Annotated in this window: 24 protein-coding genes and 1 tRNA gene; 18 read left to right on the forward strand and 7 right to left on the reverse strand. The window is 52.9% G+C overall.

Going from position 1 to position 26,926, the window contains the following annotated elements; genetic code table 11:
• Window positions 1-120: 120 nt before the first annotated feature.
• On the reverse strand, window positions 121-1,137 hold the full coding sequence (locus GS614_RS18235; RefSeq protein ID WP_171727027.1) for an MFS transporter: 1,017 nt from the start codon (window positions 1,135-1,137) through the stop codon (window positions 121-123).
• Window positions 1,138-1,657: 520 nt separating this feature from the next.
• Here GS614_RS18235 and GS614_RS18240 point away from each other — a divergent pair.
• Window positions 1,658-2,779, forward strand: a complete 1,122-nt coding sequence (locus GS614_RS18240) for a linear amide C-N hydrolase (protein WP_171726994.1) — start codon at window positions 1,658-1,660, stop codon at window positions 2,777-2,779.
• Window positions 2,780-3,093: 314 nt separating this feature from the next.
• On the opposite strand, the gene GS614_RS18245 is transcribed toward GS614_RS18240, so the two are convergent.
• Window positions 3,094-4,119 (reverse strand): AraC family transcriptional regulator, encoded by a 1,026-nt coding sequence (locus tag GS614_RS18245; RefSeq protein ID WP_171206959.1) that lies wholly within the window; start codon window positions 4,117-4,119, stop codon window positions 3,094-3,096.
• Window positions 4,120-4,301: 182 nt separating this feature from the next.
• Here GS614_RS18245 and GS614_RS18250 point away from each other — a divergent pair, with 182 nt between their 5' ends.
• The 7 genes from GS614_RS18250 to GS614_RS18280 all read left to right on the forward strand — a co-directional run bounded on the left by GS614_RS18250 (window position 4,302) and on the right by GS614_RS18280 (window position 12,617).
• Entirely contained in the window at window positions 4,302-5,663 is a 1,362-nt protein-coding gene (locus GS614_RS18250; protein ID WP_171617642.1) for an amidohydrolase family protein, read from the forward strand.
• 69 nt (window positions 5,664-5,732) lie between these two features.
• Window positions 5,733-7,124, forward strand: a complete 1,392-nt coding sequence (locus GS614_RS18255; RefSeq protein WP_171726995.1) for an amidohydrolase family protein — start codon at window positions 5,733-5,735, stop codon at window positions 7,122-7,124.
• A 64-nt stretch (window positions 7,125-7,188) separates the two neighbouring features.
• Window positions 7,189-7,587 (forward strand): hypothetical protein, encoded by a 399-nt coding sequence (locus GS614_RS18260; protein WP_171206956.1) that lies wholly within the window; start codon window positions 7,189-7,191, stop codon window positions 7,585-7,587.
• 24 nt (window positions 7,588-7,611) lie between these two features.
• Complete coding sequence (locus GS614_RS18265) at window positions 7,612-7,992, forward strand: hypothetical protein (protein ID WP_171726996.1); 381 nt, start codon at window positions 7,612-7,614, stop codon at window positions 7,990-7,992.
• A 111-nt stretch (window positions 7,993-8,103) separates the two neighbouring features.
• Window positions 8,104-8,949 (forward strand): efflux RND transporter periplasmic adaptor subunit, encoded by an 846-nt coding sequence (locus tag GS614_RS18270; protein WP_171726997.1) that lies wholly within the window; start codon window positions 8,104-8,106, stop codon window positions 8,947-8,949.
• The gene (locus tag GS614_RS22485) at window positions 8,871-9,764 is read left to right on the forward strand and encodes a DUF3299 domain-containing protein (protein ID WP_171206953.1); all 894 of its coding nucleotides are present in this window, start codon (window positions 8,871-8,873) and stop codon (window positions 9,762-9,764) included. The genes GS614_RS18270 and GS614_RS22485 overlap by 79 nt, the downstream gene beginning before the upstream one ends.
• Window positions 9,765-9,872: 108 nt before the next feature.
• Window positions 9,873-12,617: an AsmA family protein gene (locus GS614_RS18280; RefSeq protein WP_171726999.1), complete on the forward strand. Its 2,745-nt coding sequence runs from the start codon at window positions 9,873-9,875 to the stop codon at window positions 12,615-12,617.
• A gap of 10 nt (window positions 12,618-12,627) precedes the next feature.
• Here the strand turns inward: GS614_RS18280 and GS614_RS18285 are convergent, their stop codons facing one another.
• The 4 genes from GS614_RS18285 to GS614_RS18300 all read right to left on the reverse strand — a co-directional run bounded on the left by GS614_RS18285 (window position 12,628) and on the right by GS614_RS18300 (window position 15,428).
• Window positions 12,628-12,972, reverse strand: coding sequence for a hypothetical protein (locus tag GS614_RS18285; RefSeq protein WP_253285434.1), 345 nt, complete (start codon window positions 12,970-12,972; stop codon window positions 12,628-12,630).
• A 328-nt stretch (window positions 12,973-13,300) separates the two neighbouring features.
• A complete protein-coding gene (locus tag GS614_RS18290; RefSeq protein ID WP_216601203.1) occupies window positions 13,301-14,089 on the reverse strand; it encodes a nuclear transport factor 2 family protein in 789 nt (262 codons plus the stop codon).
• A gap of 29 nt (window positions 14,090-14,118) precedes the next feature.
• The gene (locus GS614_RS18295) at window positions 14,119-14,496 is read right to left on the reverse strand and encodes a DoxX family protein (protein ID WP_171727001.1); all 378 of its coding nucleotides are present in this window, start codon (window positions 14,494-14,496) and stop codon (window positions 14,119-14,121) included.
• On the reverse strand, window positions 14,493-15,428 hold the full coding sequence (locus tag GS614_RS18300; protein ID WP_171727002.1) for an SDR family NAD(P)-dependent oxidoreductase: 936 nt from the start codon (window positions 15,426-15,428) through the stop codon (window positions 14,493-14,495). Before GS614_RS18300 ends, GS614_RS18295 begins: the two co-directional genes overlap by 4 nt.
• A 30-nt stretch (window positions 15,429-15,458) precedes the next feature.
• On the opposite strand from GS614_RS18300, the gene GS614_RS18305 reads away from it, so the two are divergent.
• The 7 genes from GS614_RS18305 to GS614_RS18335 all read left to right on the forward strand — a co-directional run bounded on the left by GS614_RS18305 (window position 15,459) and on the right by GS614_RS18335 (window position 19,713).
• Window positions 15,459-16,346 carry a LysR family transcriptional regulator gene (locus GS614_RS18305; RefSeq protein WP_171727003.1) on the forward strand — a complete coding sequence of 296 codons (888 nt, stop codon included), beginning with the start codon at window positions 15,459-15,461 and terminating at the stop codon, window positions 16,344-16,346.
• A gap of 614 nt (window positions 16,347-16,960) precedes the next feature.
• Window positions 16,961-17,054: transfer RNA gene (locus GS614_RS18310), tRNA-OTHER, on the forward strand.
• Window positions 17,055-17,073: 19 nt separating this feature from the next.
• Entirely contained in the window at window positions 17,074-17,235 is a 162-nt protein-coding gene (locus GS614_RS18315) for a hypothetical protein (protein WP_171727004.1), read from the forward strand.
• Window positions 17,228-18,286: a hypothetical protein gene (locus GS614_RS18320; RefSeq protein WP_170685414.1), complete on the forward strand. Its 1,059-nt coding sequence runs from the start codon at window positions 17,228-17,230 to the stop codon at window positions 18,284-18,286. Before GS614_RS18315 ends, GS614_RS18320 begins: the two co-directional genes overlap by 8 nt.
• Window positions 18,279-18,443, forward strand: coding sequence for a hypothetical protein (locus GS614_RS18325; protein ID WP_170685413.1), 165 nt, complete (start codon window positions 18,279-18,281; stop codon window positions 18,441-18,443). The genes GS614_RS18320 and GS614_RS18325 overlap by 8 nt, the downstream gene beginning before the upstream one ends.
• Entirely contained in the window at window positions 18,436-18,921 is a 486-nt protein-coding gene (locus tag GS614_RS18330; RefSeq protein ID WP_171727005.1) for a hypothetical protein, read from the forward strand. The genes GS614_RS18325 and GS614_RS18330 overlap by 8 nt, the downstream gene beginning before the upstream one ends.
• Window positions 18,922-19,116: 195 nt before the next feature.
• Window positions 19,117-19,713 (forward strand): hypothetical protein, encoded by a 597-nt coding sequence (locus tag GS614_RS18335; protein ID WP_170567613.1) that lies wholly within the window; start codon window positions 19,117-19,119, stop codon window positions 19,711-19,713.
• A gap of 1,498 nt (window positions 19,714-21,211) precedes the next feature.
• Here the strand turns inward: GS614_RS18335 and GS614_RS18340 are convergent.
• Complete coding sequence (locus GS614_RS18340) at window positions 21,212-21,616, reverse strand: hypothetical protein (RefSeq protein ID WP_171727006.1); 405 nt, start codon at window positions 21,614-21,616, stop codon at window positions 21,212-21,214.
• 164 nt (window positions 21,617-21,780) lie between these two features.
• Here GS614_RS18340 and GS614_RS18345 point away from each other — a divergent pair, with 164 nt between their 5' ends.
• Genes GS614_RS18345 through GS614_RS18355 form a run of 3 tightly spaced genes read left to right on the forward strand, consistent with a single transcriptional unit; the run spans window position 21,781 to window position 26,883 of the window.
• On the forward strand, window positions 21,781-24,042 hold the full coding sequence (locus tag GS614_RS18345; protein ID WP_171727007.1) for a DDE-type integrase/transposase/recombinase: 2,262 nt from the start codon (window positions 21,781-21,783) through the stop codon (window positions 24,040-24,042).
• On the forward strand, window positions 24,039-25,040 hold the full coding sequence (locus GS614_RS18350; protein WP_171727008.1) for a TniB family NTP-binding protein: 1,002 nt from the start codon (window positions 24,039-24,041) through the stop codon (window positions 25,038-25,040). The genes GS614_RS18345 and GS614_RS18350 overlap by 4 nt, the downstream gene beginning before the upstream one ends.
• Window positions 24,994-26,883, forward strand: coding sequence for a TniQ family protein (locus GS614_RS18355; RefSeq protein WP_171727009.1), 1,890 nt, complete (start codon window positions 24,994-24,996; stop codon window positions 26,881-26,883). Before GS614_RS18350 ends, GS614_RS18355 begins: the two co-directional genes overlap by 47 nt.
• The last annotated feature ends 43 nt before the right edge of the window (window positions 26,884-26,926 follow it).

The following is a 26,926-nucleotide window of genomic DNA, read 5'->3' on the forward strand; positions in this document are numbered from 1 at the left end:
GTACAAGGTGAGCTATCGCTGCGTCTGCTCCAATGACTGGTATAGACAGTACAACCCATTTTTTTGGTGTGTAAGCCGAATACACTCTTCTTTGGTAACGCATTTACTGTGAAGCGAATTTCAACTTGTAGATAACGCTGTTTTTCGAAAAGCCAGAAGAGCCAAAATGCAGATACTCATCATCCCCGCAGCAAGTATAAGAGTAATGTTCACGTTTCCCATATGGTCCGCTAGTGCGCCAGCCATTGGCGGTGAAACCAACATGACAACGTAATATATGGAGTAATATATACCGGTGCCAAAGGCTCGCGCATTTGCCGGGAGTATCTGCGAGGTCATACTGACAATCGCTCCAGGCGAAAGCCCGATAAGAAAACCAGCCAAAGAGAATACGATCCAAGCAGTCGATGCCGAAAGGTAGAGCATCAGCGGAAGTACTAAGATTGCAGCAACCAAAGTAAATAGGATCAGTGCATCTCGACGGTTTAGACTGTCAGCGACCCATCCCCCCAAAGGTGCCGCAATGACTATGGCGAACATAAAAAGACTCGTTGCAGTGCTCGCTCCTGCAACCGAAAGCCCACTATTGACTAATATGATTGGGCCAAAGCCAAAAACCATCGCGAGAGCCGCGTTGTAAAAGCCCCAGACCAATGCTGCTAAGCTCAATGGCACCCAAGGCAGTTCAACTACGGCGATACGCCCATGTGCAACGGCTCCTTCTGGTGTCTTGTATTTCGTCCAGAACGCGACCAACGCCATCGCAATTACTAACGCGACACAGGCCCAGGCTAAATCCAAACCACCTTGATCCGCGACCCTTGGCAGGGTGACTAGTGCCAAGCCAATTCCCATGGGCCATGAACTTATGAATATTGCCATCGCGGCTGCCAGATTGCGCCCGGCAAACCAATCAATCACCATCTTTGTCATAAGGACATTGACGACTACGCCCCCGATACCGGCCATGACGCGCCCAGCGACCAGCCCACTAAAGGTCGAGGCCTGCAATACCAAAATACTCCCCACGAACATCAAAATGAGGCTCACTACGACGACGCGTTTGTCGCCAAACACAGACGCAACTGATCCCCCAAGGATCGCTACGATAACCCCTGGGCCGAGGTAGAGGCCGATCTACAGCCCTATCTCCGTGATCGACAACAACAAGCTGTCAATCATAAGTGGAGACAGCGCCGCTACTGATTGGAACTGAAAGGCCATAGTCGTTCGCGCAAAGAACAGCACAAACAGAATGATCCAGCGATTTTGCAATAACATGCTCCGAAACTGGAAACCTGAACCCGCGTAGCGTATCGCCGGTCTGCTATGGTAGTCACACTGAATGACATCCGACAATCGTAAACTACTAAACAGGATGGGTTCAGGTCACGCGCAGCTTCAAACCTAATTTTCGCAGAGCGACGGTAAGTTGGCACAATGAGCTCTCCGCTGCTGTCCTCTGCGCCCTGGGCAAGCGACCGATCCAGCCCCAAACCAGACATTCAGAGTCGGAATTTGCAAAGTCCGAGGGACGGAATAGGCGGACTTTCTCGCCTCTTTGGAGATCATGCAAACTTCATTCAACTTGAGAACCAGTGTGGTAGCTTGATTGAGTGAGTTCATGAGATCAGATCAGTCCAATTGGAGAACGACCATGCGTCATTTCAAGTTACTTCGAACATTGCCAAAAGCGACCATAGCCTTTGTGGCTTCAGTATCGATGGCTTGGGGATGTACTGGCATCATGTTGACGGGGCAGGATGGAAGCATCGTTCGCGCTAGGACCGCCGAGTGGGGGCCGTTCGATCTTGAGACAAAGATCAACATTATTCCCCGAGGTTTCACGTATTCCGCAGGCGAAATGCCCGATGGGCAAGACGGAACAAACTGGACCGGTCGTTTTGGGATGGTCGGTATCAGCATGCTGGATCATGGAGCTCCCGCAGATGGGATCAACGAAGCTGGATTGACCGCCGGACTGTTTTATCTGCCCGGATTTACCGAGTATCAGGAGTACGATCCTGACCTTGCCGACAACACGATTCCCGGCGATCTGCTCGCCAGCTATGTTCTTTCCCAGTTTGAGACAGTTGAAGAGGCTGCCACCGGGTTAGCGAATGTCCGTGTCGTCGGGGTTGTGGATGAGACCCTCGGATTTCCCTTCCCATTTCATATGCTGGTTGCTGACCGGTTCGGCGGAAGGATAGTTGTCGAGTACATTGATGGTGAACTGACGATTTTCGATGCTCCGCTTGGCGTGATCACCAATTCGCCAAACTACGATTGGCACATGACCAACCTAAACAACTACGTAAACCTGTCGGCTCTTGGGCTTCCGGAAGTTGAGGCAAGCGGGGTTACCTTCGCACCCCTGGGCGCTGGGAGCGGTATGATAGGACTGCCAGGCGACTTTACACCCCCATCCCGGTTTGTCCGTGCTGTCGCCTTTTCCCAGACGGCGCGGGAGACGCAAGGCGGCTATGACACCGTGCGCGAGGCGTTTCGCATTCTGGATAATTTCAACATTCCGGCCGATGCCGCTGAGGGTGCCCAAGACGATGTGCAATCGGATGACCTGCTTTACAGCGCAACACAGATCACGACCGCTGCGGACTCCCTGAACCTCGTCTACTACTATCACACAATGTACGACCGAACGGTGCACATGGTTGATATGAAGCAGATTGACTTCGGAGCTATGGGAGACGAGATGATCGTCTTTGAAACCAGCGGTGATCGAGAACCCACGTTGGTCGATGTGACCCCAACGAATTGACGTTATACCACGCGGGCCGTGGCGGCATCACCGCTGGCTGCGGCCCCGCAAAACCTTGCAATATCAAACACCAGCTGAGAAGTTCGCAGAATGTGTTGCGGCGATCAGTTGAAATCACCGCTCAAACCGGACATTCAAAACAAGACTTTGCAATTCTAGTTTTTAGCGGAACCGGACAGGAGTGAATGGTGTTGCAGGCGCTCGACCAGATTTTCACAACGTGCGCGAAACTTGGGATATATTCGGCTAGCGTTCACATCCTATGCCCGAAGAAACGACGGCGAGCAGCATGCGACCGCACTGGCGCAGGTATTTCAGCCCCGTTCTTTTACCGTTTTCTTAAAATCCGACGGCGACATTCCAGACCATTTTCGGAAGGCCCTCGAAAACGCGGTGGAGTCTGCGTAACCAAGCCGCAGTGCGGTCTCACCAACGGACTTCTCTGCCGGACCCAGCAGCTTCTTTGCTTCTTCCAGTTTGACGCCAGATATGACCTGAGAGGCTGATTGCCCGTAAGAGGCCAGCCGATTGTTCAATGTCTCCCGGTGGAAACCACATAGGCGTGCCAGTTCGTCTACACCAAATCCCGGCTCGCCGAGGTGAGTTCGGATCAGGCTCTGAAGCCCGGCCAGGAAATCTTGCGGTGCCGCAAAGTCAGGGTCAGTGACAGGAAGGTCTGACGGGTTCTCCAATATTTCCGGGATCAATTGATGGCTCAGCCAGGGTGAAGGAAACCGGATCGAAAAGCCCTGAGGGCTACACTTGATGGCTTGGACACCATGAAAATGCTTGGGCAGCACGTCAGGTTCGCTGACCCGTAAGATGATCTGGCTCGGGTCCCACCTAAAATCCAGAACCCGGTGCAGTAATGATATCCAGATGCTCGCCAGAAATGCGTCGGTCTGTCCCGGCGAAACTGAAAACTTGAAATTCCGCTTGGCACTGAAATAAGCGTGCTCGCCTTCCACAAGCATAGACTGTGTGACCGCGTTGGATTCTTTCGAGACGGCTTGAGTGTAGCGCGTAAAGAAGTCACCTAGCGTCAACGCCTCGGCCAATATGTCACCAAGCGGCAAAAACCTAACAAGGTCGATTGATTGACCAACTTGCGCGCAGAAGTCCGGCGATGTTGCATCAGCAGCGGCTTGATGGATTTTATAAATCGTCTCGTGTGGCAGGAAGTTTTGGCGATCCATCACCTGAGCTTCGCTCACGCCCAGAGGGTCCAGAACAACAGCCGGTTCAACACCGGCACCACGCAAAGCAGCTACGACGGGTGCAGCAACCGATGCCCGAACCAGCGGCAAGGCCTTCTTTGTGTTTTGCTCAAATACGCCCATGTCGCCCTCAAATATCATGAAGGTAACGACAGAAAGACAGAAAACACACAAAAAGGCGCCAAAAGCATGCAGAATGCCAAATCAATTTGGCGCAGCCCGCCATACTGTCAGGCAAAATCCGGCAATCACTCTAAAATCATATTCAGAAACATACATCTGTGATTCGTATTTGGAGGGCCTCAATGACACCGAAACTCAAACACCTGGTGGCCACGACAGCCTTTTCTGCAAGCCTGGTAATCGCGGGCCAAGGTTTTGCGCAGGAAGAAAGCTTTCCGATCCTATTTACCAACGTGCACGTGTTTAACGGTGTCGATGAACAGCGAATTGAGAACGCAAACGTTCTGGTCGTGGACAACCTGATCGCAGACGTATCAGCGGAACCATTGGCCGTCGCCAATGCACAGATCATTGACGGTGGTGGTCGAACCCTGATGCCGGGCCTGATCGACGCACATGTACATATGACGGTCACCGAACCGGTGGCGGACCTGCGCGATAACTTCGACTGGATGTACTGGGGTGCAGTCTCCACGATTGAGGCCGAGAAAATGCTCTTGCGTGGTTTCACAACCGTTCGGGACGCGGGCGGCCCGGCAATTGGTCTTCAAAAAGCGATTGATCGGGGTAAGGCCGTTGGCCCGCGTATCTACGCCTCTGGGCCAGTAATCTCGCAAACCTCAGGGCATGGAGAGCATCGCGTCTACACCGAGCCCCATCCCAATTTCATGGGGGCGCAACCATCTTTCTTTAACCAGCATCTGGAGTTTCTGGCCGACGGCGTGCCGGAAACACTGCGCGCGACCCGCGAAGCCCTGCGCCTTGGCGCTGTCCAGATCAAAGTCATGGCTGGCGGTGGGGTATCCTCTCAGGTTGATCCCCTACACACCGTTCAGGGTCTGCCGGAAGAGCTTGAGGCGTCTGTCCGGGCCGCTGCCGATTGGGGAACCTATGTGATGGTTCACGCCTATACGGACGAATCTATTGTTCGCTCAATTGAGGCAGGTGTGATCAGCATTGAACATGGACAACTGATGACCGAAGTCGGTGCGCAAGCGATCAAAGACGCGGATGCCTGGATCGTTCCGTTCTATTCTCTTCTGGGGATCGACGAGCAAACCATTGTTACTGCACTTGGGCCTGGGTCCGCCGAAAAGTTCCTCAGCGTGCAAGCGGGTGCGCGAAAGCAGATGCAGTTGATCAAAGATTTCGGGATCGAGAATGTGGCTTTCTCCACCGACATTATCGGCGATCCCGTCGCGCTGACCAAGCAAAACGATGAATTCAAATACCGGCTGGAGGCGTGGACTTCGCACGAAATCCTGCAACAGGCGACGTCAAAATCGGCCGCACTTCTGGCACTGTCAGGAAAACTCAATCCCTACACAGCAGGCCCGCTGGGCGTGATCGAACAAGGCGCATATGCCGATCTACTGCTTGTTGAAGGAAACCCGGTCGAGGATGCCGGGATACTGGTCGACTACACCAACAACATCGACCTGATCATGAAAGATGGCGTGATCTACAAGAATACACTCGATTGAGTGTCGCGCGGGGTGAATTTACCTCGGCATCCCGCGCCCCCTTAGTTTGACAAATGGGAGTACTGACACGTGAAAACACTGGCCTCACTGACAGCAATCGCTGGATTTGTTTCCTTGGCAGCAAGCGGTGCGTTGGCGCAGGACGCGCTCCCGCAAACCTTGTTCACCAATGTGCATATCTTTGACGGAATTAGTGAAGAGCGGATCGAAAACGCGAATGTTCTGGTTGAAGGCAATCTCATAAAGACAGTCTCGACCGACGGTATTGATGCGCCCGACGCAACGCTTGTTGACGGGGGTGGTCGCACGCTGATGCCAGGGTTGATTGACAGTCACGTGCATCTCTACGCGACAGGGCTCGTGCAATCCTTCTCGGGTCTTCAGGCCGCCAAATGGGATCAGATCGGGGCCACCGCGGCTGAAAATGCCCGCGACTATCTCTACGACGGTTACACCACGGTGCGGGATACCGGCGGAATGGGATCAGGTCTGCGTGAACTGATCGACAAGGGGATTGTAGACGGGCCACGCATCTATGCGTCAGGTGCGGCCATCGGCCCGACATCCGGGCATGGTGACTGGCGAAACCCCGAGCAGCGAACCTTCAACATGGGTTCGGACGACGTCGCCAATACGTTCAACCTGTCCTATATTGCTGATGGTGCCGAAGAAATCCGGAAGGCATCGCGGCTTAACTTCGCGCATGGGGCGAGTTTCCTGAAACTGATGGCTGGCGGCGGTGTGTCATCCGAGCTCGATCCGCTTTGGTCGGTTGCCTACAACGTTGATGAGATTTCGACGGCGGTCGAGGCCGCGTCCTTCTTTGATACCTATGTGACTGTCCACGCATATACAGACGAAACGGTTACAATGGCTCTGGACGCAGGCGTCAAGTCACTGGAGCACGCTCAAATGGTGAGCGAGGAGACCGTCAAACGCATTGCGGATGAAGGTATCTTCTGGGCCTTGAATGTTGCAGGCATGGATCCCGCGCTGCTCGACCATCCGAATTTCTCGATGCCGACGGTGAAACCAAAACTGGAAGAATATCTGGTCGGGTCAGAAAACGTCATTGAGTACATCAAAAAATACAAGCCCAAGATCGTGCATAACGTCGACACCGTGCTGTCCACTATTGGGTTTGGCCGCGCACACCGGGACTTTGAGAAGCACTATTTCGCTGAATTGCTGGGGAACCACGCTTTCCTGGTCGCGGCCACATCAACAGGGGGTGAGTTGGCGCAACTGACAGGGCGGCGGAACCCCTATCCCAATAAGCTGGGTGTGATCGAAGAAGGGGCCTATGCAGACATCCTGATCGTCGACGGAAACCCGCTGGAGGACCTATCGGTTCTTGGAGCAAATCCGAAGTGGTTTGATGCACCTGCGCGTGATCGAGGGTTCGAGACCATTCGCGTGATCATGAAAGACGGCGTCTTCTACAAGAATACACTCGAATGAGCAGAGTATGCGGAAAATTGACCCCTGCGCCTTGCGCCGTCGATCCTGAACAGGGGAGCGATCAATGAACAAGGCAATCGCAGTAACTCTTTGCGCAGTTGGGATTGGTTTTTCCGGAGCAGCGGCGGAGGAGTCTCATAGCCGATACTACCTGGGGATCGGGGAACCAAACCCCGATGCCTGGCAAATCATGATCGACAATCCGACCGACCGGGAAAAGGACATGGGCGCTGCCCTCGCCGCAATGGGCGGTGAGATGATCAGTTATTTCTGGGGACTGGCCGATGGCAAGAACTACATCACCGTCCGCTTCCCGGACGATCCGGGCATGGTGCAGGCCATGTATATTTCGCGTCTGAGCCAGGGGGTTCTGAAAGACTACACCTTCATCGAACTGATGACGAGCGCGGACATGGTCGAAGCCCTGAAGCGCGTGCCGGAATTTTCAACGCCGGTCGAATGAAGTTGGGAAGCAAAGGAACAATCTATGAAGATTGCATACGGAATTCTTGCAGCCTTAGCAGTTGTGTTTTTCATCCTTGGAGGCAGCGATGCCCATGCCAAAGACAACAAGGGTAAAAAGCCGAACAAGGGGGGCAAGAACGGTGATGTCAGCATTCAGATAGAAGACAAACCCGGCAAAGGCCCAAAAGCTGTACCACCTGGACAGATCAAGCGCTACACGCGCGGTGCCAAGCTCCCATCTGACCTAGAGTTCGAGGAAATCGGGGATCTTTCCAAATGGAAGCTGAAGGAGCCGGGCAATGGAAACCGCTACATTCAGGTCGATGGTGAAGTCCTCGAAGTTACGAATGACCTGTCTACCGTGGTCGATGCCGTCGGCATCGTCGGTGATCTTCTAAATTAGGCGAAAGTACGATGTTTCAGGGCAAGAACTACCTCGTTTGCCCTGACGCTGGCCGGGGCGATCATTTGTGAACCCCGGCCCAAGTTCAAAACCCGGATCCGAGGCGCTACGATGATAAAGGCCCTTCTTGTTCTTTTTGCGCTTGCTACCTTTTCGTCAGCAAGCGCCCTACTCGCTCAGGAAAACGGAGCAACAGACGCCCCGCAAACAATACGCTTTGAGGGTTATGTACAGCCAAGTCGCGAAGCAGAGCTGTCGCCACTGGTCGACAATGTGGTCACCCGAATTACGTTTCACGCGGGCCAATATGTTCAGCAGGGCGACCTTCTGTTCGAGTTTGGCAAGAAGGGCCCCTTCATCGAAATGCGGCTAAGCGAAACAGCTGTGAAGGATGCGACAGCCCAACTCAGGCTCGCCGACGCTGAATTGGCCCGAAAAAAGGAACTCTACCTGAAAGAGCTGATACCGGAAGCGGAGTTGCAGCTTTCCCAGGTGAACCGCGATCTTGCTGAAATCGCAGCTGAACGGGCGGGCCTCGCTTATGAAGGGGCACAGCTCGAGTATAGCTTCACCGAATTACATGCGCCGTTTTCGGGGATTATTAGCCAACCGCATGTCAAGCAGTACCAGTATCTGAGCACAGAACGACGGGGGGACGAAACGCTGGCGATCCTGTTAGACATCGACCCTGTCTACGTTGTCGTCAAAGTGCCCTACGAGGAATTCATCAAACGGCGTCAGATATTTGATTCAGATGTCGAGGCGTTTGAGGGGCTCAGCCTGTCCTTGCAGATGCCGGACGGACAGTTGCACCCCTACGAGGGCCGTTATTTCGGTGGGGCATTCAAGGTTAATCCCAAAACGCAGCTGATGGATGTGTGGGCCGAGTTCCCGAATCCAGAGTTGCTGCTTCGCCCAGGAGCAAAAGTCACAGTTATTTCGAGTCTGAGGAACTGAATGATGACCCGTCGAAGCCAGTGGCAACAAGCGCTGTTTTGCCGACAAGTGAGGAGCATATGACAATGCGTCTTTCCTTTGCAGTAATCGCCGCGTGCTTATTGGCATTGCCGGCTCATTCGGAAGTTGCACGTATCGAATGGGCAGACTTGGTCGATGAAACCGCTCAGGATTATGAAGATCCTTTCGTCGAGTTGACGGGCAAACAGCTTAACGCGCTTCGCAGATTGGTCCGGTTACGCGCGCAGCTAGAGAAAGGCGGATCGACGCCAGAGCTGTTGGATCAGATTAATTTGGATATCGAGGCGACTGAAACAACCCTTGCTGAGGAAGGCGTTGATGCAAATTGGCTGATTTCCCAACGCTGGGTTGTGATGGAAAGACGCGAGAAGGCGGGTATGGCCGCCAACGTCGACATCGATGGTGCAACCGTTTCGTTGGGCGGATTTGTGATCCCGGCACCCCGCGACGAAGATGGCTCCCAAATGGCATATATCGTGCCGGAACGTGGAATGTGCAGCCATGTGCCGCCTCCGCCTCCGAACCAGATGGTGCGTTTGCGCCTGAGTGATTCCTGGACGCCATCGACAGTTTACGAGCCCATCGTTGTAACCGGTCAAATCAGGATTGACCCGACGCAGAAGGAAATGCTGGTTGTTGATGGTCCTGTCCTCATGAAGGCTGCGTTCACTTTGGAGGTCGATGACGTTCAGACTTTTGAAACAATCCAGACTTCCGAAGAGGCTTCGACCAATAGGGCAAGCGTACTGATGGGAAGAATAAAAGCGACTGGCGGGGCTATCAAAGACGAATAATGACACAGCCCAACTGACCCGAATATGGTTCAGAAGGGGCGTTCAGTTAGGTGGGCCGAATATCTGCTTGTGAGAGACTGAACGGCGAAAGCGGCGATAGGGGAGCGCATGAGGGTTTGGCTATTTAGGGTAATTGGGCTTGTTGCACTTCTCGCTTTCGCAGCAGTTGCGTTTGTTTGGTTGTTGTTTGCTGCTCCGATGTTCTCGGACATACGGCGCGACCTTGTGGAAAGAGTTCTTTCGGAACAAATTGGTCGGCCACTTTTGGTCAACGATGATGTAAGCGTCGCGCTTGGACGCATTAGTCGCATTTACGTCGGTGGGGTAGTCATCCCAAGCCAAACAATGCCGGAGTCACCTCTTGTAGAATTGAACCTACTGGAACTGGAGCTGGACATTGCCGCTTTGACCAACGGACGTCTGCATTTTGACAATCTCGTCGTGGAAGGCCTCCAAGCAAATCTTCTGACGGCCGCAGACGGCACCATAAGCTGGCAAAAAGACAGGCCAACACCCAAGCCCGTGTCCGAGGAAACAGTATCGGCGGATGATCAAAAAGACGTCGCGAGCGCTGATAGTATCGATGAGATCGACACCGAAAGCAGTGGAATTCTGAACTTCCTGAGCGACAAGAACGTCAGCTTCAGGTCAATCGGGTTAAACATCGACGACAAGGTCTCGGGCTTCTCCTTTGTGTTTGACCTTCAGGTCCTCGCGCTCGAACAAGTAGATAATGGACAAAGAACAAAGGTCTCTGGTTCCGGCTCCGTCAACGGTCAGGTTTTCGAAATCGAAGGCGACTACCCACACGCCGCACCTTTTACGACACGCGCCAGTTTTGGCGAAATGACCGTAAGCTACGATGGCGAGCCCTTCTCGGCAGACGAAGGGGGCGGCTATCGCGCAGTCTTGGAGATGGACACAGGTGAATTCGGTGATTTTCTGGACGTCATCGGGCTGGAACGCGTTCTGGAAGGCAATGGCCAGTTGCAGGCTGAGCTCGTGTCTCAGGACGCTCTGAAGATTGAGGCGTTTACAACAACTGTAAGCCTGGAAGATGGACAGAAACTCGAAGCTGAAGGTTCAATAGATGACCTCTACACCGCTCAGGGCGTCGATCTGCTTTTCAACGCGCGACTTCATCCCGAAGGACAGCCGCCACCAGCAGCAAAAAGTATCCAGGAATTGAAGTTCACGGGCTTTGAAATGCATATGGTCGGATCCCTGGCTTCCTTCGAATTCGAGAAGTTGCTGTTCCAAACCAATGCATTCGACCAAGGGCTGGACGTAATCGGTCCAGCCTCAATCGAAAGCATTCGCCGCATGCCGGACGGCCGGCTCGCCATGCTGGGCATCGCGCTGCAAGCCGGTCCAATTGAAGAGCCTGTCCTGAAAGCCGAAGGTAAAATCCTCGATCTGCTTCAGCTTCAGGACGTGACTTTCGATGGGGAGCTAAACGGGCCCGCCAAGTTGATTTTGCCCAACCTCGATGAAGACTACGTTGACCAGTTCGGCGGCATCAAAGCCGATTTCAACATATCCAACGCGGGTGGGCCGGTTTCACTCAACAGGTTTAACGCGACTGCTTACGACACCGATCTCTGGGCACTCGATCTCGCACTATCTGTCAACGAGCTAAAAGGGCTAGCCGGTCTCGTTTTCGACGTTGAACTGGATGTCGACGACGGTGCCCAGTTTCTGACCGCGCTCAACTTGCAACCTGTCGAAATCGGAGCACTAGCTATCGATGCTGAAACCTCTAGGCAGGGCGAAGACTTTGATGCCGCAATCGAGTTCGAAGCCGGATCTTCGCATCTTCTTGCAGCATTGGATACAAAGTTTCCCGAAGGTGCACCCGTCGTCCGTGGTAACATCACAAGCGAAAAACTCGATCTCAACGACCTGAAGAACCTGACTGCCGTGTTGGACCAACTGAAAAGCTTGGTGGGCGAGGCCTCAAAAGAACCTGACGCCGAAGTTCAGCCCTTGGTTTTGCCGAAGGAGACAGATGTCCAGCCCCTGGTGTTGCCAAAGGAAAAAGGGAAACCTGCCGATCTTCTGGATGTGCAACGCGTGCTAACAGAAGCTGACGTCGAGGTACAAATCGAATTCAAAGAGATTTTAGGCCAACAAGGCGTAACATCTGTTTCCAGCCAAATGTCTGCCAAAGAAGGAACCGTGGATTTCGGACCTCTTCAGATGTCTTACGGCGGCGGAAACTTCAGCCTGCGGGCGGTCATGGACCTGATTGACTCACCTGATTGGCTTTCATTGTCAGGATCGACCTCAGGATGGGAATTTGGTGAAATCCTTGATGAATTGGGAATTGGAATTGATGCCTATGGCCGTTTGAGCGGTGAGTTCAACGTTTCTGGCAATACTGCCTCGGGCAAGGCCTTCATCAACTCGATGCGCGGCAACGCGTCTTTGTCGATGTCGCAGGGCTATATCAGCACCAGCTTATTGGAACTGGCGGGGCTGGGCATTTTCCCCTGGCTGTTTTCAGAGGAGTTCAGAAAAGGCTACACCGACATAACTTGCGTCGTTGCCCCGGTTGATATCCAGGCCGGACAAGTCAGTTCAAATTCCATCGTAATAGAAACAGGATCGGTTCAATTGGTTGCTAGGGGGCAAGTGGATTGGCTGAATGATACGATAGCAATAAGAGCGGAGCCGCGGCGCGTTGGCAAACCCCTATCCCGAAGCGCCTGGCCCTTTGATGTGACTGGCCAGCTTTCGTCGCCAAAGTTCAAGCTTGATGTGGGCGGGTCCAGAAACAAGGCCCCTGAAGGCGCTGATGCTATGCCTGCCAACAGGCAACCCTGCGTGCCAGACATCGATCAATTGCAGTAATCGGACGCACCTAGTTCTTCAGTGGTTCCGGCTGTTCGGCCTGACACGCCAGAACCGCTTCAATTGCTTTTGCAGACCCGCTGAGATCTAGTTCAACCTCAGCCCCGCTTTCACCAATAATCGTGACACTTTGGCGTCTTCCAAACTCGGTTACAAAAGCCGGGTTGTCGAAAAAGGCGTAGCCACCAGGTACGCCATTCTTGAAGACACCCACCGCTTCGCTTTCAAACTTCGCATCACCAAAATCGAACTGTACGACCCCGGTCGCCCCATCCTCGATTTGAACCCAGGCCGGATTAAAAGCGGCAAAAAAGCCGCCGGCCTGATTGGGTGCTGCGCCGATTTCAACGGTCATGTCATTTTCAAAGGGCTTCCACGCGAGACAGCCGTTTCCCTTTTCGGGATCAATCAGAATTGTCCAGTCCCCGGATTCACCCCACCGCTCCATACCGGCGGCCCACACCGCGCCAGTGGAGATCAATGCCATTGCTGTCAGCGCTAACTTGTTCATTCGTTGCTCCACACTTGTTCCGAAGGTTTTGAGCTGCGTTCAGAATATCGCGCGGGGTAAATCAAATACAACCATTCGATTTCTGGAATGTTGTGCCGACGTAAACGCGCCCTTGCCGTGAAAAAGCAATCACCTTCGGCCTCTGCCAGAGAAAATATGACAGTCTCCTCCCCTAGAATTTGCCAGAGTTGTTCCAAGTCTCTTTCGGGCCGATCTGTTCCCGAACATCCCAATGTTCGACGATCTTTCCACCCTTGAGCCGGAACAAGTCAAAGACGGCCCAGTCGTCCTCGTCTTGTTTTACATGACTAAAAGCAACCACGAAATTTCCTTGGCCGAGTAGTCGGTGAACTTTGACGTATTGCGCGGTTTTTCCGCCAACTGTCATCTCTCCAAGATGCTTGGAGAAAGTTCCCAATCCGTCGGCTATTTCTGGGTTGTGCTGAACGTATTGCTCGGTCGATATGTAGTCATTCACAAGATCGATGCGCCCTGCCATCAGGACATTGTCGATGAACCCTTGCACCACGGTCTTGTTGGCCTCGGTGAAATCGTAATCTTCGATTTCGGTTGGACCATCCACCATGCTGCGGCTCGAAACGGTTGGCCATTTATACGCGGCAATCACATCCCAATGCTCGATGATTTTACCGTCTCCGTCGGTATCAAAGATATCGGCCGTCACCCACTGGGCTTCACCGTTATTGAGTCTTTGATACACATGCACGAAGACGAAATTTCCATCCTCGATTGTACGCAGAACCTGAATGTCGCGCACCGGATTCCGCTCAAGAAAAGGTGTGAAGAACTCGATGAAGCCTTCTTTACCGTCGCGTACACCCGTTGAGTGTTGCGTGTAGCGATCCCCGGTAAATTTATCGAGCGCTTCGACCATTTTGCCGTCACAAATGCCTTCCAGATAGAGGCCTTTGGCGTTTGCCACGCGGATACTGTCAGTCACGATATGTACTCCCGTTTCACAGTTTGGTTTCAACCAATACCTAAAATGCTCAACACCGTTTCACGGCCAGACCAGGCCACGATAGTGGACAAGGTGCCTGTGACCATGGCGGGAACGCCTTCTTTCCAGGTGTCCCAGATCAGATGACAACCAACTGCACCGATGGATGTGCCAAGAATTGCCAACGCGCCCAAAGTTCCGATCCAGGACCCCTGAAACCAGATCGCGATTGCACCAAACAATTCAACCACGCCAACCAAGGCCATAATCTGGCGGTTTAACCCGTACTTGATGAACATCGCCTGTTGGGTTTCGAAAACGAACTTCTGCCAGCCGAAGATCTTGATCGAGCTTGCGAAGAGGAAGAAGACGGACAGAAGTCCGACGAAAACAGTGATCACATTCATTCCGCAGCCTCCTGAACGGGGAAGGAGAATTCGGCGCCGAGAGCGTCCTGAAACCTCTCCTGCTTGGCGGCTACGGCAGCATTCATTGCGTTGGCCAGAGCGCCAATGTCCGACGGGTCGACAATAGTTCTCAATGGTCTTTTGCCGTAGGGCAGGTTCAACAGATCGGCGATGGATTCGGCAACCATTGCAGGGCACGCCTCAGAAAAGCTTTTTTGCGCCAACCCCATGAAGCGTCCGGCCATCGCTTGTGCTTTTTCCAACGTTGGGCCGTATCCAGCCATGCGTTCCGGTTCATCCGTTGGCGGCGATTTCTGCATTATACCAGTATCAAATGCGCCGGGTTGAACGATAAGGGATTCCAGTCCCAAAGGGGCGAGTTCAAGAGCATAGGTCTCGGCGACCAGCTCAAGTGCCGCCTTACTGGCCGCGTAATAACCGCTCATCGGCAAAGCAAACCTGGACATGTCGCTGGTGATGCTGATCACTGTGCCAAAGCCCTGGGCGCGCATATTGGGAAGGACGGCGCGTAGAATGCGAACCGGTCCCAGAACGTTCACATTAAGCATGTTCTGAAACCGAGCCGCAGAAATGGTCTCGTTGATTCCGCCGACATAGATCCCGGCATTGTTGATCACGACATCAAGTGGGCCATCCAGCTTTAACATCAGATTGGCAATTGCGCTGTCTACGCCCGCGTCACTGCTGACATCCAGTTCGATGGGAAAAATTTGCCCAGATACTGCCTCCAGACTGGCCGCTACTTCGGCGTTTCGCCCCTTCAAAGCACGCATTCCGGCAAATACAGAATGACCTTCGTCTGCGAGTCCAATGGCCATTTCTTTTCCGAAGCCGCTGCTGGCCCCAGTAATCAGAATATTCATCTTCCTGTTCCTCTTGTGGTCGAGAGGAAAATGGCAATCAATAGACATAATTGGAAATAATCATTATTTCTTCTTAGTATGAATGAAATTGATGGAATTGATCTTAATCTACTGAAATCTCTTCAAGCGCTCATCTCGGAACGGCATGTTGGACGTGCTGCGCAGCGAATGAACGTAACGCACCCTGCCATGAGCCACACTCTGGCAAGATTGCGCCGTGTGTTTGACGACCCTCTGTTCGTCAAGCAAGGGCGCGAAATGGTGCCAACAGCGCGCACTCTGGACCTTGCTGCGCGGTTGAACACGATCCTTTCTGAGATCAGCGTGCTGACCGCGCCGGTTACGTTCTCACCTGAAAACGCGGGCGCAACTATTCGAATTCATGCCCATGATTTTATTGCCACCAGCTTCCTTGCAAACGCAGTTCGGCGTATTCGAAATCAAGCTCCAGGGATCGTGTTCGAAATTCACAGCTATTCAGATCACAGCTACCAGATGCTCGATTCCGGGGATGCCGATTTGATCATTGGCGCAGGACTTCAGGCAAATCCTAAGTTTCTTCAAAAGCGTCTACTGCGCGAGCGCCTAGTGTGCTTATTGGACCGAACCCACCCAGCTTTGAACAGCTGGAACGCCGAGACGGTCTTTTTATATCCACACGTCCGGCTGAACCTAATGGTTAAACAAGATGACCCAGTTCACCTTTATGGAAAGGATCAGGGTTTGCCCCCACGCCAGGTTGGGCTGGTGACTGATAGTCTGCATCTGCAACCGGCCTTTCTGGAAGGAACAAATCTAATCGCTTTTGTGCCGGAGACGCTCGCCCAAGCTGCTACTAACAACAAAAACCTAGTCACGCGCGATTGCCCTTTTCCTCTGCCGGAATTGGGAATCCGTGCAATTTGGCATGAGCGAGACGCACGATCTCCCCTTCTCAGCTGGATCCGTAGCCAGCTGGAAACATAGCGTTTATTGGATCTAGTACTGCTCTTCGGTGCCAACTGTGCAATGAGGCCAGTAATGTTGTACGCCAACCTCGTAGGAAGGAGAACTTCAAGGGCAGCGTTGGTTCTTGTTAATCAAAGTCGACCCTACTGAGTTTACCGCGGATTTCTGGTTTCCCAGAGACTAGACTACAACCTCCCGTAGATCTGCTTCGTTGTGCTCGAATGTCGGCTCCGCGAACTACGTCAACAGCATCCGGATAACCTGCCCGACGACAGCTCTGGGCTGCACGCCGAACATTTGCAAAGTCCGCTTTCTGCGCATAGCTGTCATCGGAGCTTCGCGCGGCATCAGTCAATTTGGATTCGGTATCGAGCGCCGCTGACTTTCGCATAAGTGGCTAGAGGAAGCCTTACACCGCACATACCTAATGTGTTTACAATTCTGCGATGCGGACAACCTATTTGGCACTCGTCTAGCGCGAAGGTTCCCAGAACTACGCGGTGAATTTCGAAGTGCCGCACGCTCCGTCTTGACATGGTTATGCGAACTGGTTCAGCTTGCGGTCATGACGTTCATACGCATCCACTGCCATCGAATATCGGCCTGAGGTCGATAACCCACGCGAAATCCGCGGGAGGCAGCATTGGTATGCGGGCGAGGCTTATATCCTTGTAATTGCTCCAGATTAGAGTGCACGAGTCGGTTCGATTCCGACGCCTCCTACCATCCTCAAGAGGTGTCCGACATGGCGGACGACGTTACGAACGCAATTGATTTCAACGACATCAAGCAATCGGTCGAGGAGTGCCTCGGACGCACACCCGAAGGCTGGTCCGGCTTGCCAGATCTCGAGAGGGGTCTTCCATCTCAACAAGACCAAGTTCTGGAGAATGTGACTGATGGATGATGTCGAAAAGAGCTGGAAGGAATTCCGGGGAAAGGTCCGAGGTGTGATCGAGGACCATGGAGCGCCAGATGATCTCCGCTCATTTGACGCCTGGTACGCCGAAGAGATGCGTTTGGTGATGGCGCACAACTACCCAGCTCCGCACGTCTCTGACGTCACATGGTCGACCGAGGTTCTGCATGTCGAGTGTGATGACCGCGAAGTGGTCGACCGTATGATGACTGCTATGGCGGAGGTTTCACATGATCTAAAAGAGGCGCGGGCCGGGAGGTCAGTGATGAGCAGTGTTGTCGACTGGAACGATATTCATGGAAGCGTCTTCAAGCAGCTTGGTGAGTATCGTGCCGGGTGGGTGGAGCAGCTTACGCTTGCACTTGAGAAAGTGAAAAGGTTGATCGACGAGCAGCCCGACCTGTTTGGTGATGAACACCCGTCCATCGTTCAGATCAAACAGAAATGGGGAGGCTTGCGCGTCTATGAGGGCCCGGACTGCAACCAGGCTGCGAGTGAAGAGATTCAATGGCGTGTCGATCAGATTGAGCAAACCTGTGAAGGTTGTTCTAATTCTGCCCAACGCCAGAACTTCCTTGGGTTTGTGACGACGCTTTGCAGCTGGTGCTACAATGATGCTCTGCGGCGGCGATTTGAGGGCGCTGAAGAATCCTGGCCCGACAGCCTGAGGCTGGACATTGTGGAAAACTATCCAGACCTCGTTTCTCCGGATTGCGCATCTCTTGTTCCTGCTGTCGGAAAGGGCTGGCTCGTCATGATTTCGCAAGCACTCCACAAGCTTTCCTTCAGTCAGGATTTCAGGGCACTGGACCTTGGAACTATTCAGATCTCGGAAATTAGGAAAGGCCGGGATGGCAAGATTTCCATCGGTTTCAGTCGATACCACGATCTCATTCAGGAGTACGCTGACTGGATGGAATTTCGATGCGGTGTGACGTGTGAAGAGTGTGGCCACGTTGGTGACATCGTTCGGACAGCCGACAGGTCTCAAGTGCTCTGTTCTCACTGTTACTGTACTCGGGAGAAGTCTGATGGGTGATGACGACGACGTTGAGCTGGATGAACAAACCTTGCGTTTGCTTAGGCTTCGGGAGGCTGAAATTGCGGCCGGTCGAGCGAAACTAACCAAGCCGATCTCAGCGGATAAGATCCGGGCGCGAAAGGTTACTGAGCCGAAAGACAAGACAGATGAGTGACGAACTTTCTAGCGATGACCTGATTACCGAGATTCGCGCGCGTTTGAAAGCGGATGAAGATTTTTGGCCAGCATTGCTGGAGGTTGTGCAAGAGCACGTGGTGGAAGTCGTGCCAAAGCCCGACGAGGTTCCCGAGTGGACAGACGAGTGGATCGCTGAGAACAAAAGAGGCGAAGTTTGTTCAGTAAAAGAAATCTTCGGGCGCCCGTTACATGATGTTCCTCTGGATGAGTTGATCGCAGAGTTGCAAGCTCGTCGCAAAGAGGGTCCGGAGGTCTGGCTTGCATTGCGCAAAATGATTTTCGAGCAAATCGCCGATTTTGCACAGCGTCCGGCCGACGCGCCCAAATGGCGGGATGAATGGGTCAAAGAGAACACCTGGGATCTTGTGACTGACGACGATGATGTCGAGATCACTGATGGTAGCGGCAACGTGTTCGACGACCTCGGGATCGAAGACCCAAGGAAGAAGAAGTAGTGATGGGCCCCGAGCATTACAGCTTGATCTTATCCGCCGTGATCGTTGTCGCGTTGGCGGTCTACGTCAGACACATCGTCCGCACCGCTGGAAAAGATCGCGAAGTCGATCCAGAGCGAGTTCAAAGGATCATGCGAGATCTGGACTACAGCCACCTGGACCGAGTGATGAACCGGCGAAGGAAGAGGTAGCGGGATGTTGAAGGTGGTTGTCTATGTTGGTGATCAAGAGGTCGCCCGAGCTGTGGCTGAGAACGCTTCAGATCTGGCTGACGTGTCTAATTACGATATCCGCATGAATGAGAGGGCATCTGAACAGCTCGGTGTTGAAGAACGAGGCCTTGGCGGCAGAATCGAAGACCACCCACGAAATCAAACTGTTTGGTCGCTTGTTCGCAAGATCGCAGACCTTTGGCTTGCAGGGACTGGTGCTGGTGAAGAAAGCGCTCAGGCAAAGCTGCTGCCGTTGATCCGTGAGTCCATTCGCGAACCAGACGAGAGGATCGAAAAGGCATCGAACCAGAATGACGATTGGAATGCTGTGATCAAACAGATTTCTGATGACGAGCCGTATTCCCTGGGCTTCTACGCTGACAAATTTGAGTCGTGGACAGCGGACGAGATTGAAGCTCTTCGATGTGATGTGGTTGAAACAGCTACAGAGGAGGAACTACTGGCCGAGATCGAACGCCGGCGAAGAGCTGGTCTACTGCCCAAGGGGACCTCGAATGATGGCTTCTCAGATCTGGTTGATGATCTCTGGGGCAAACTCGATACAGACCCAGACCGCTAGTACAGTTACCTGCCGCCATTACCCAATATTTTACATACGAAGTCTTATATGGCGACTGTCGTTGTAGTAGTGCGCGCTTCTTGTAAGCGCCTCTCCTGCTAGGAACCAAAGCGCCCCGGATGAGGATCATCAAGCAACGTGGCGAAAAGGCCAATCGCATTGAAATGGGTTTATTCAAAACACTGATCGGGTCCGCACGATGCGAGATCGCGATATTGCAAATGCAGTACTTTCGCGACCTGGATAAAATCATCAAATCCCGGCTTTTTTCCGCAAAACCGGTGCGTGAATTCGATAGCTCCGGGAAATAAACATTTCTGCCGTTGATGACTTGCAGGGCAATCCGCGCAATATCACTATTGGACTAACCGCCGTGAAACCGTCCCGAGTGATTGACTGCGATAGTGTCGGGGCACATTGAGCGGAGACTGCCGTCGGTTCCAAAGAGCCCGGGCTCCAGTTTCAACAAGCGGCGAATCACCTCGCTCAGGACACGGGTGATTTGGCTGTTGAGGCCATTTGACCAGACGAAAGCGAAGGAATTCTATTCTTACACTTGGGCGCTTCCTCATGCCGCAAAGACAACCATCTCTCTTTGAATTTATCCTTACTCGCAAGAAGTGAATTAGGCAGAGCCTAATTCAGGGTCGGTTTTTGCAACGCAAGCGCGCCCAAGGGTAAATGTGTAAAAACAATGAGTTATTGAGGCATTGGCGGAAGTTTGATATGCTGATTGGCGTGTCAAACCTATCCCAACCTGGGGGTGCACGAAATGAAAGCGAGGCTGAGAGATATGCCATTCGTTGTAGATAAATTTGCTGCTGGTGACGCAGTGCTGTGTTCGGAGGCGCCTTTTCGTTGAAAAAGACGAAAAGCACAAATCGGCTAATCAATGAGGTAGCCAGTTGTTTAGAGTGGGGTCGAATGATCTGACAAATTAGTCACACTTTATCGGCGTAAAAGTCACGTCATCTGTACCCGCATCTTTTCGCTTGCGCAGACCTCCGAGTTTTGAGTACGAGGAACGCCCATGCAAAATGCTGACCATCATATCGCGCCCAATCAGATACGGGTTTTCTGAGTTTCCGATCCGTTGGTAGCTCTCTTCAGCGATAGGTACACATATCCTTCTTCTGCTGCGAGCTCCTGTAGGCACTAAGTCGATATGAGGCGCTAGTCATGGCGTTTACTACAAAACTATTGGGGTTCTTGAAGATGTGTTGCGATAGCCATCGCGACATCACGCCTTCTTTTGCTCCGCGTTTCTTGAATCTCACGCGAATAGCCGTGTGATCGGGCGGTTTCGGCCGCCTGCTTCCCACCAAAATTCAATTCACGAGTTTTTCTACCGAACGCGTTCGGTGGGCTCGATAAGACGTGAGGTATTCACATGAAAAAGAACTTTCCTGACGGAATCCGGCTCCCGTCAGATTTTCGTTCAGACCGTGCCATTGCGAAAGCCGCGAAACGCCATTGCACTGCTTACACCGTGATCGGTTCAAACCCGGGCGTAAGGGTTCAGGCGGAGTCTCATCTTGAGTTGGCCAATCTGCTGGTAATGCACGCGCAGCTCTAGGTTGAAGACATCTTCGATCAAGTGCGGTTCCGTTGGAATGGCTTCAGCGAAAAGGTGCGAGAGCATGTGTTTGATTACGTCGCGCACATCCGTGGAGGCTCTAAAGTTGCTTTCGCCGTAAAGCCAAGCTTTCAGGCCACGAAGTCGGTATTTGTAGAAAAAATGCAAGAGGTTGCGTGGTTCTCCGTTCAGTCTGGCTTTTGCGATGAAGTACGTATCCTGACGGAACGCAGCGCAGATCAGATTGAAAAGAGGAATGCAGAGCTTTTCTGGGCCGTACGGCAGCCTATGCCGAGTGCTGACGACGTAGCTTGGAATGTAGCTCAAGACCTTCTGGGCGCAGCCTCACTGCGGGACCTTACAATCAAAACTGGACTTGGTGCCGACGGTTGGCGAGCGCTCGTGCGTTTGGTTGCCGCTCAACACCTTGTGCCACTTACCCGTGAAATCATCGACCCCCAAACACTTGTCCAACGGAAAGGATAATTCCCATGACTGTTCACTATGATCTGATCAAGAAAATGGCTGAAGCGAAGAATACCGCAAGCACTTCAACAAAAAGCCGCTTCGAAATCTCGATGCATGACCGCGTAACTATTGCAGGCAAACGTATGCGGTTGGCCGGAAAAACTGCAAACGGCTATGTCCTTTATCCAACTTCCGGATCAGGACTTGCCGAGTTTTTTGGTTATGAAGAATTGAGCCGTCGCAACGCCTCTGGCGAAATTGTGCATGAACGTAACCACTTCCTGCCCAAGGCGGATCGCAAACAAAACTTCAATAACTCTATCTCGCTGTTCGATTTGACGGAAAAGCAGAAAGAGCGGTTCTGGAAACGCTACAGCTTGGTAAGCGCTTATCTGGAGCTGGAAAGCGAGGATCGTGTCTCACCAAATGACAAGTCGATCAAGGAGTGTATGGCGGAAATTTGTCAATTGGCCGCAACAATTGCCTTGGAAGAGATGCCGACCCCAGAAGAGTGCATGCGCGACGAAGAAATTCGGTCTGGAAAGCGGCGTCGTCGTCATGGCGGCGGACGGATTGTAGGGAGCGTTGAGCCTGTCCATGCGACCACCCTGAGGAAGTGGGTGACTGCATATCGTCGAAACGGCAAGCTTGGTCTTATCGATAGCGTCCATAACCGCGGAAATCGGTTTAGTTACTTCAGCACCGAAGAGAAAAAATTGCTCGATGCAGAAACGCGAAAAAGTTACTTCAATCTCAACCGACCGACTCAAAAGAAGACTACCGAAGACGTTCAGCGGGCGTTTGAAAGGGTCAACGAGGAACGTGAAAAAGAGGGTCTGACCCCATTCCGCGTGCCTAGTCGCGATGCAGTGCGCCGATGCATCAAGAGCTATAGTGAGTTCGAAGTTTTGCTGCACCGGTACGGGTACGACGAGGCGATGAAACGCTGCAAGCCGGTAGGGCGGGGAATTGAGACTTCTCGATTGCTCCAAAAGGCTCAAATGGATGAATGGCGGGTCGATCTTTGCACCCTTGTGAACAGCACAGGTCTTGGCCAACTGTTCAATCAGAAAGAGCTCGAGGACCTTGGTTTGCTTGGCGAAAAGGGGGCAAAGAGCACACGTTGGTGGTTGTCTGTCATTATTGATTGCCGCAGCCGCTGCATTCTTGCGATGAAGCTGACGAAGAACCCTAAATCCGCCACAGCAATCGATTGCTTGCAAATGGCGGTACAGGACAAAGGTGCTTGGGTGGATGCCGTAGGCGCCGAAGCGGCTTGGGACATGTTTGGTTTGCCGGAAGTCCTTGTTACGGACAATGGAGCTGCCTTCAAATCTCAAGAGTTCATCAGCACTTGTCTGGATCTGGGTATTACCGTCGAAAAAACCATCGCCGGCATGCCTGGTATGCGCGGAACAGTCGAAAGGTTTTTCAAGACTGCATCGACGGGGCTTGCCGCCCGACTTCATGGTCGCACGTTTTCGAATTCGGTTGAACGCGGAGATCATCCGACAGAGGAGCGCACCTGCTTGAACACAGAAGATCTGTGCTTTGCGCTGGTGCGCTGGATTGTGGACGTTTACCATAATACACCTCATGAAGGTCTGCACGGCCGGACACCGCTCGAGCAGTGGAACAAAGACATCGCGGACGGCAACTTCCCCGCTCAGGCAACGCCTGATATGCGCAAGAGGCGGCTGATTTTTGGAAAGAAACTCGAACGGACCCTGAGCAAATCAGGTGTCACAGTTTTGGGCGTTCAGTACCACTCAGAGCACTTGGCGGAGTGGTTTGCGCATCGTGGCAAGCAGGATCTGCAAGTCAGCTGGTTGCCTGAGAATATTGGGACGATCTCTGTAAAGCTTGGGGAACACTGGCATGAAGTGCCAGCGGTCTACGATGAATTCGACAGTGTTCATGCACAACAGTGGGTTGCAGCTCGACGCAAGATGAAGAGTGCTGAACCGCGCCAAAGAGCCTGGGAACACAATGTCGTCGCAAATGCGCTTGAAGCCATTGACGCAATGAACCTCAAAAAATCGCTCGAGTTCGGTCTGGTTTCACAGGTCTACTCTGAGACACGCATGGCGGCGTTGGAAAAGGAACTGTTTGTCGGATTTACCGTTTCCTCGTCTGAGACACGGCTGGAACAGGGGCCAACGCAGTTTGGCATTACCGTTGCTCCGAAAAAACCCGACTACTTGTCCGAGGACGAGGGCAACCAGGACCGTCATCCACCCGTTGAAAAAGATGTTTGGGAGAACGACGAGGAGGGCGACAAATGAACCAGATCAACCCAGTTATCGATCCTCAGACGGTTATGCAGTCGTTGCGGGCCAAGTACTTCACAAACAATCGGCACCACCAAATTACGCGTGAACTCGACCGTTTGCTTCAACCCGACCAGCAAGGTGGTAGGTTGCCTGCTCCGGAACTCCATGCAGGGGGGCTTGAGGCCAGGGGGCTTATGGTTGTCGCGAAGCCGGGGGATGGCAAAACTACCGCGGTTCACAGGGTCCTGAGTCGCCATCCGGCGCTGCAAGCGGCGACGGGGCAGGACTTGCCTCGGTACATCCGCATTCAGGTGCCAAGTCCAGCGACACTCAAAAGCCTGGGCCGCGCCATTCTTGGAGAACTTGGATTGAACGATGTTTCAGAGCGGGCCCCCGCTTGGGACATCTGGCGTGTCGTGAAGCATCGCTTGTCGTTGTTGGGCATCGTCGTGCTTTGGATCGATGAAGCCCAAGACGTGTTCCTGTCACGCTCAGCACGTGAGATTGACGACATGCTCAAAACGCTGAAATCGTTGATGCAAGGAGACCAAGCAGTGGTCCTGGTTCTCAGTGGTACTGACCGGCTTCTTGAGGTGGCGCGCTACGACCAGCAAGTCGACCGACGGTTCAGGAAAATCATGTCTCGACCGCTTGTCGTGGGTCACCACGAACAAAACCTTCAAGGCTTGATTGATACATACTGTCAGATGGCCGGTATCCGGCCCGACATCGAACCGGATACACTGAGGCGACTTATCCATGGCAGCCGGGGTCTGTTCGGAAGAGCAATCGAGACTATCCTCGCGGCCATCGAACAAGCCCTCTACGAAGAGAGCTACTGTTTGAAGCGATCTCATTTTGCGGAAGCTTGGAGCATCCAAGAAGGCTGCTCTTGGGATCAAAACGTGTTCGAGATCAATGATTGGGCAGCGCTGGAGATTGATAGCGACGCCGAAGAGTTTGATGCAGAACGAACCCGGCGGCAACATCAGCAAGTTGGACGGGGTTGATGCATTGAGTACAATTTTACCAATGATGCCCATTTTGCCAGGTGAGAGCTTTGTTTCATGGGTCAGCCGGTTCGCCCGTGTTCAATGTGATATGTCTGCGAAAGAGTTTTCTTCTTTTGTGCGTATTCCACTTCAGGACCTCGCCAGGACCCGAGACAACGCGGTTGAGCAGATGCATCAGCTGACCGGCATTCCTGTGAAGCGACTTACGCAGGGCGGATACAAACAGCTTGCCTTTCGCTACTACAAACATCGAGATGAAGAGTTTCATTCAGAATTCGTTGCGGGCAATCGAGTAAGTTATTGCCCGCAATGCATCTTGAACGACATCTCGGACTGCCCTCAATCGTTGAGAATGCCGGTTGGGAAGATCAATTGGGCTTTTTCACCTGTGAGAACTTGTCCCGTTCATTCCGTTCCTTTGGTCAGAGAGCCTGAGAGAGGCCGAGGCAATCTCTTCCTGGACTTGGCTGCCCATATGCCAGACGAAGCGCGATTGGCAAAGCTGGCCGAAATTGGGAAACAGAGGCGCATCTCTGAACTGCAATCTTACCTTGAAGCCAGACTTGAAGGGCGCCCTGGGCCAGAGTGGCTAGACGGGCAGCTGATTGATCTAGCCTCACGTGCATCTGAAATGCTCGGTGCGTGTATCGCATTTGGTCCAAATGCAAATCTTCCAAATCTATCGCAAGCGGATTGGGACTTGGCCGGGGCGGTTGGGTACGAGTTTACTCGATGTGGCCCTGAAGGCATTCGAGAAGGGCTTGAAGCGGTGCAGAAGAAGACGCCATGCTCCAAGATCCAAGCCGGGCCGCAAGGTGTGTTCGGTGTTCTTTATAAGTGGATTCAGTTCAAAAAAAACCGAAAACCGATTGGGCCATTTCGGGAGGTTTTCCGTGAACATATTCTGGAAACCATGCCAATTGGTGCGGGAACGATTCTGTTTGGAGAACCCGTCGTGCAGCGGCGGCGTCATTCTGTAGTGTCACTGAGCCAGAAGTTTGGTGTGCATCCCAGAACTGTTCAAAATGCGCTGATGGTCGCCGATCTGCTGCCTGCGGACTATGACGCAAAACGGGATTTCGGCGCCATTGACGTTGCACGTTCTGAAGACCTTCTCAGGAGGATGCGGCGTTCGGTTCCGATTTCTGAAGTTCCAAAATATCTAGGCTGCAAACGGCCCCAAGTGGCGCAGCTCATCGAAGCCGGCATGCTTAAACCAATCGCGGGCTGTAGAGATGGCCGAAGGAGCATTGCTCAGGGAGTTGACGCCAACGACCTGGACAGTTTTGTGAACCGCTTGCGAAGTTTCGGACAGCCCATTTCTGAACCTTCAGAGGGTGTGTTGGGAATTGCCAATGCGGCTGAAGCCTTGAAAGTGCCCGCTGTCAAGATTGTCGAACTGTTGCTCCAAAGGCAACTAACTGGAGTTGAGCTTCTCGACGAAGAACTGCGTTACCAATCTGTACTTGTTGACGTGGCAGAAGTGGGTGAAAAACTCGGTTGTCGAATTGGTTCTCCCGGGAAATCGATTTCGGATGTCGCGCGAAAGCTTGGCCTTTCTGCCAACTCAGTGGACTTCCTTCTTCGAACTCCACCAGACGGAATGGAACCGGTTCTGACAATTTGCGGACAAACTAGACACATGGGGCAGATGCGTGATCTTGTTAGCCCTGCTAGCGTGGACCGTTTCAAGTTGGACTACCAAAAGATCACCGACGTTGCGACGAGAATGGCAACAACAGTGCCGGAAGCCCGAAGGAAGTTAAAATCTCGAGGGATCTTGCCAGTTTGGGAACCCAAAACGGCGGGAGTGGAGCTCTACAGAACCTCAGAATTCTAGAAGAACAAAAGCTGAAGTAACAGCCGCCCTTCGGGGCGGCTTT

The organism is Ruegeria sp. HKCCD6604, assembly GCF_013110635.1.
GTDB lineage: Bacteria > Pseudomonadota > Alphaproteobacteria > Rhodobacterales > Rhodobacteraceae > Ruegeria.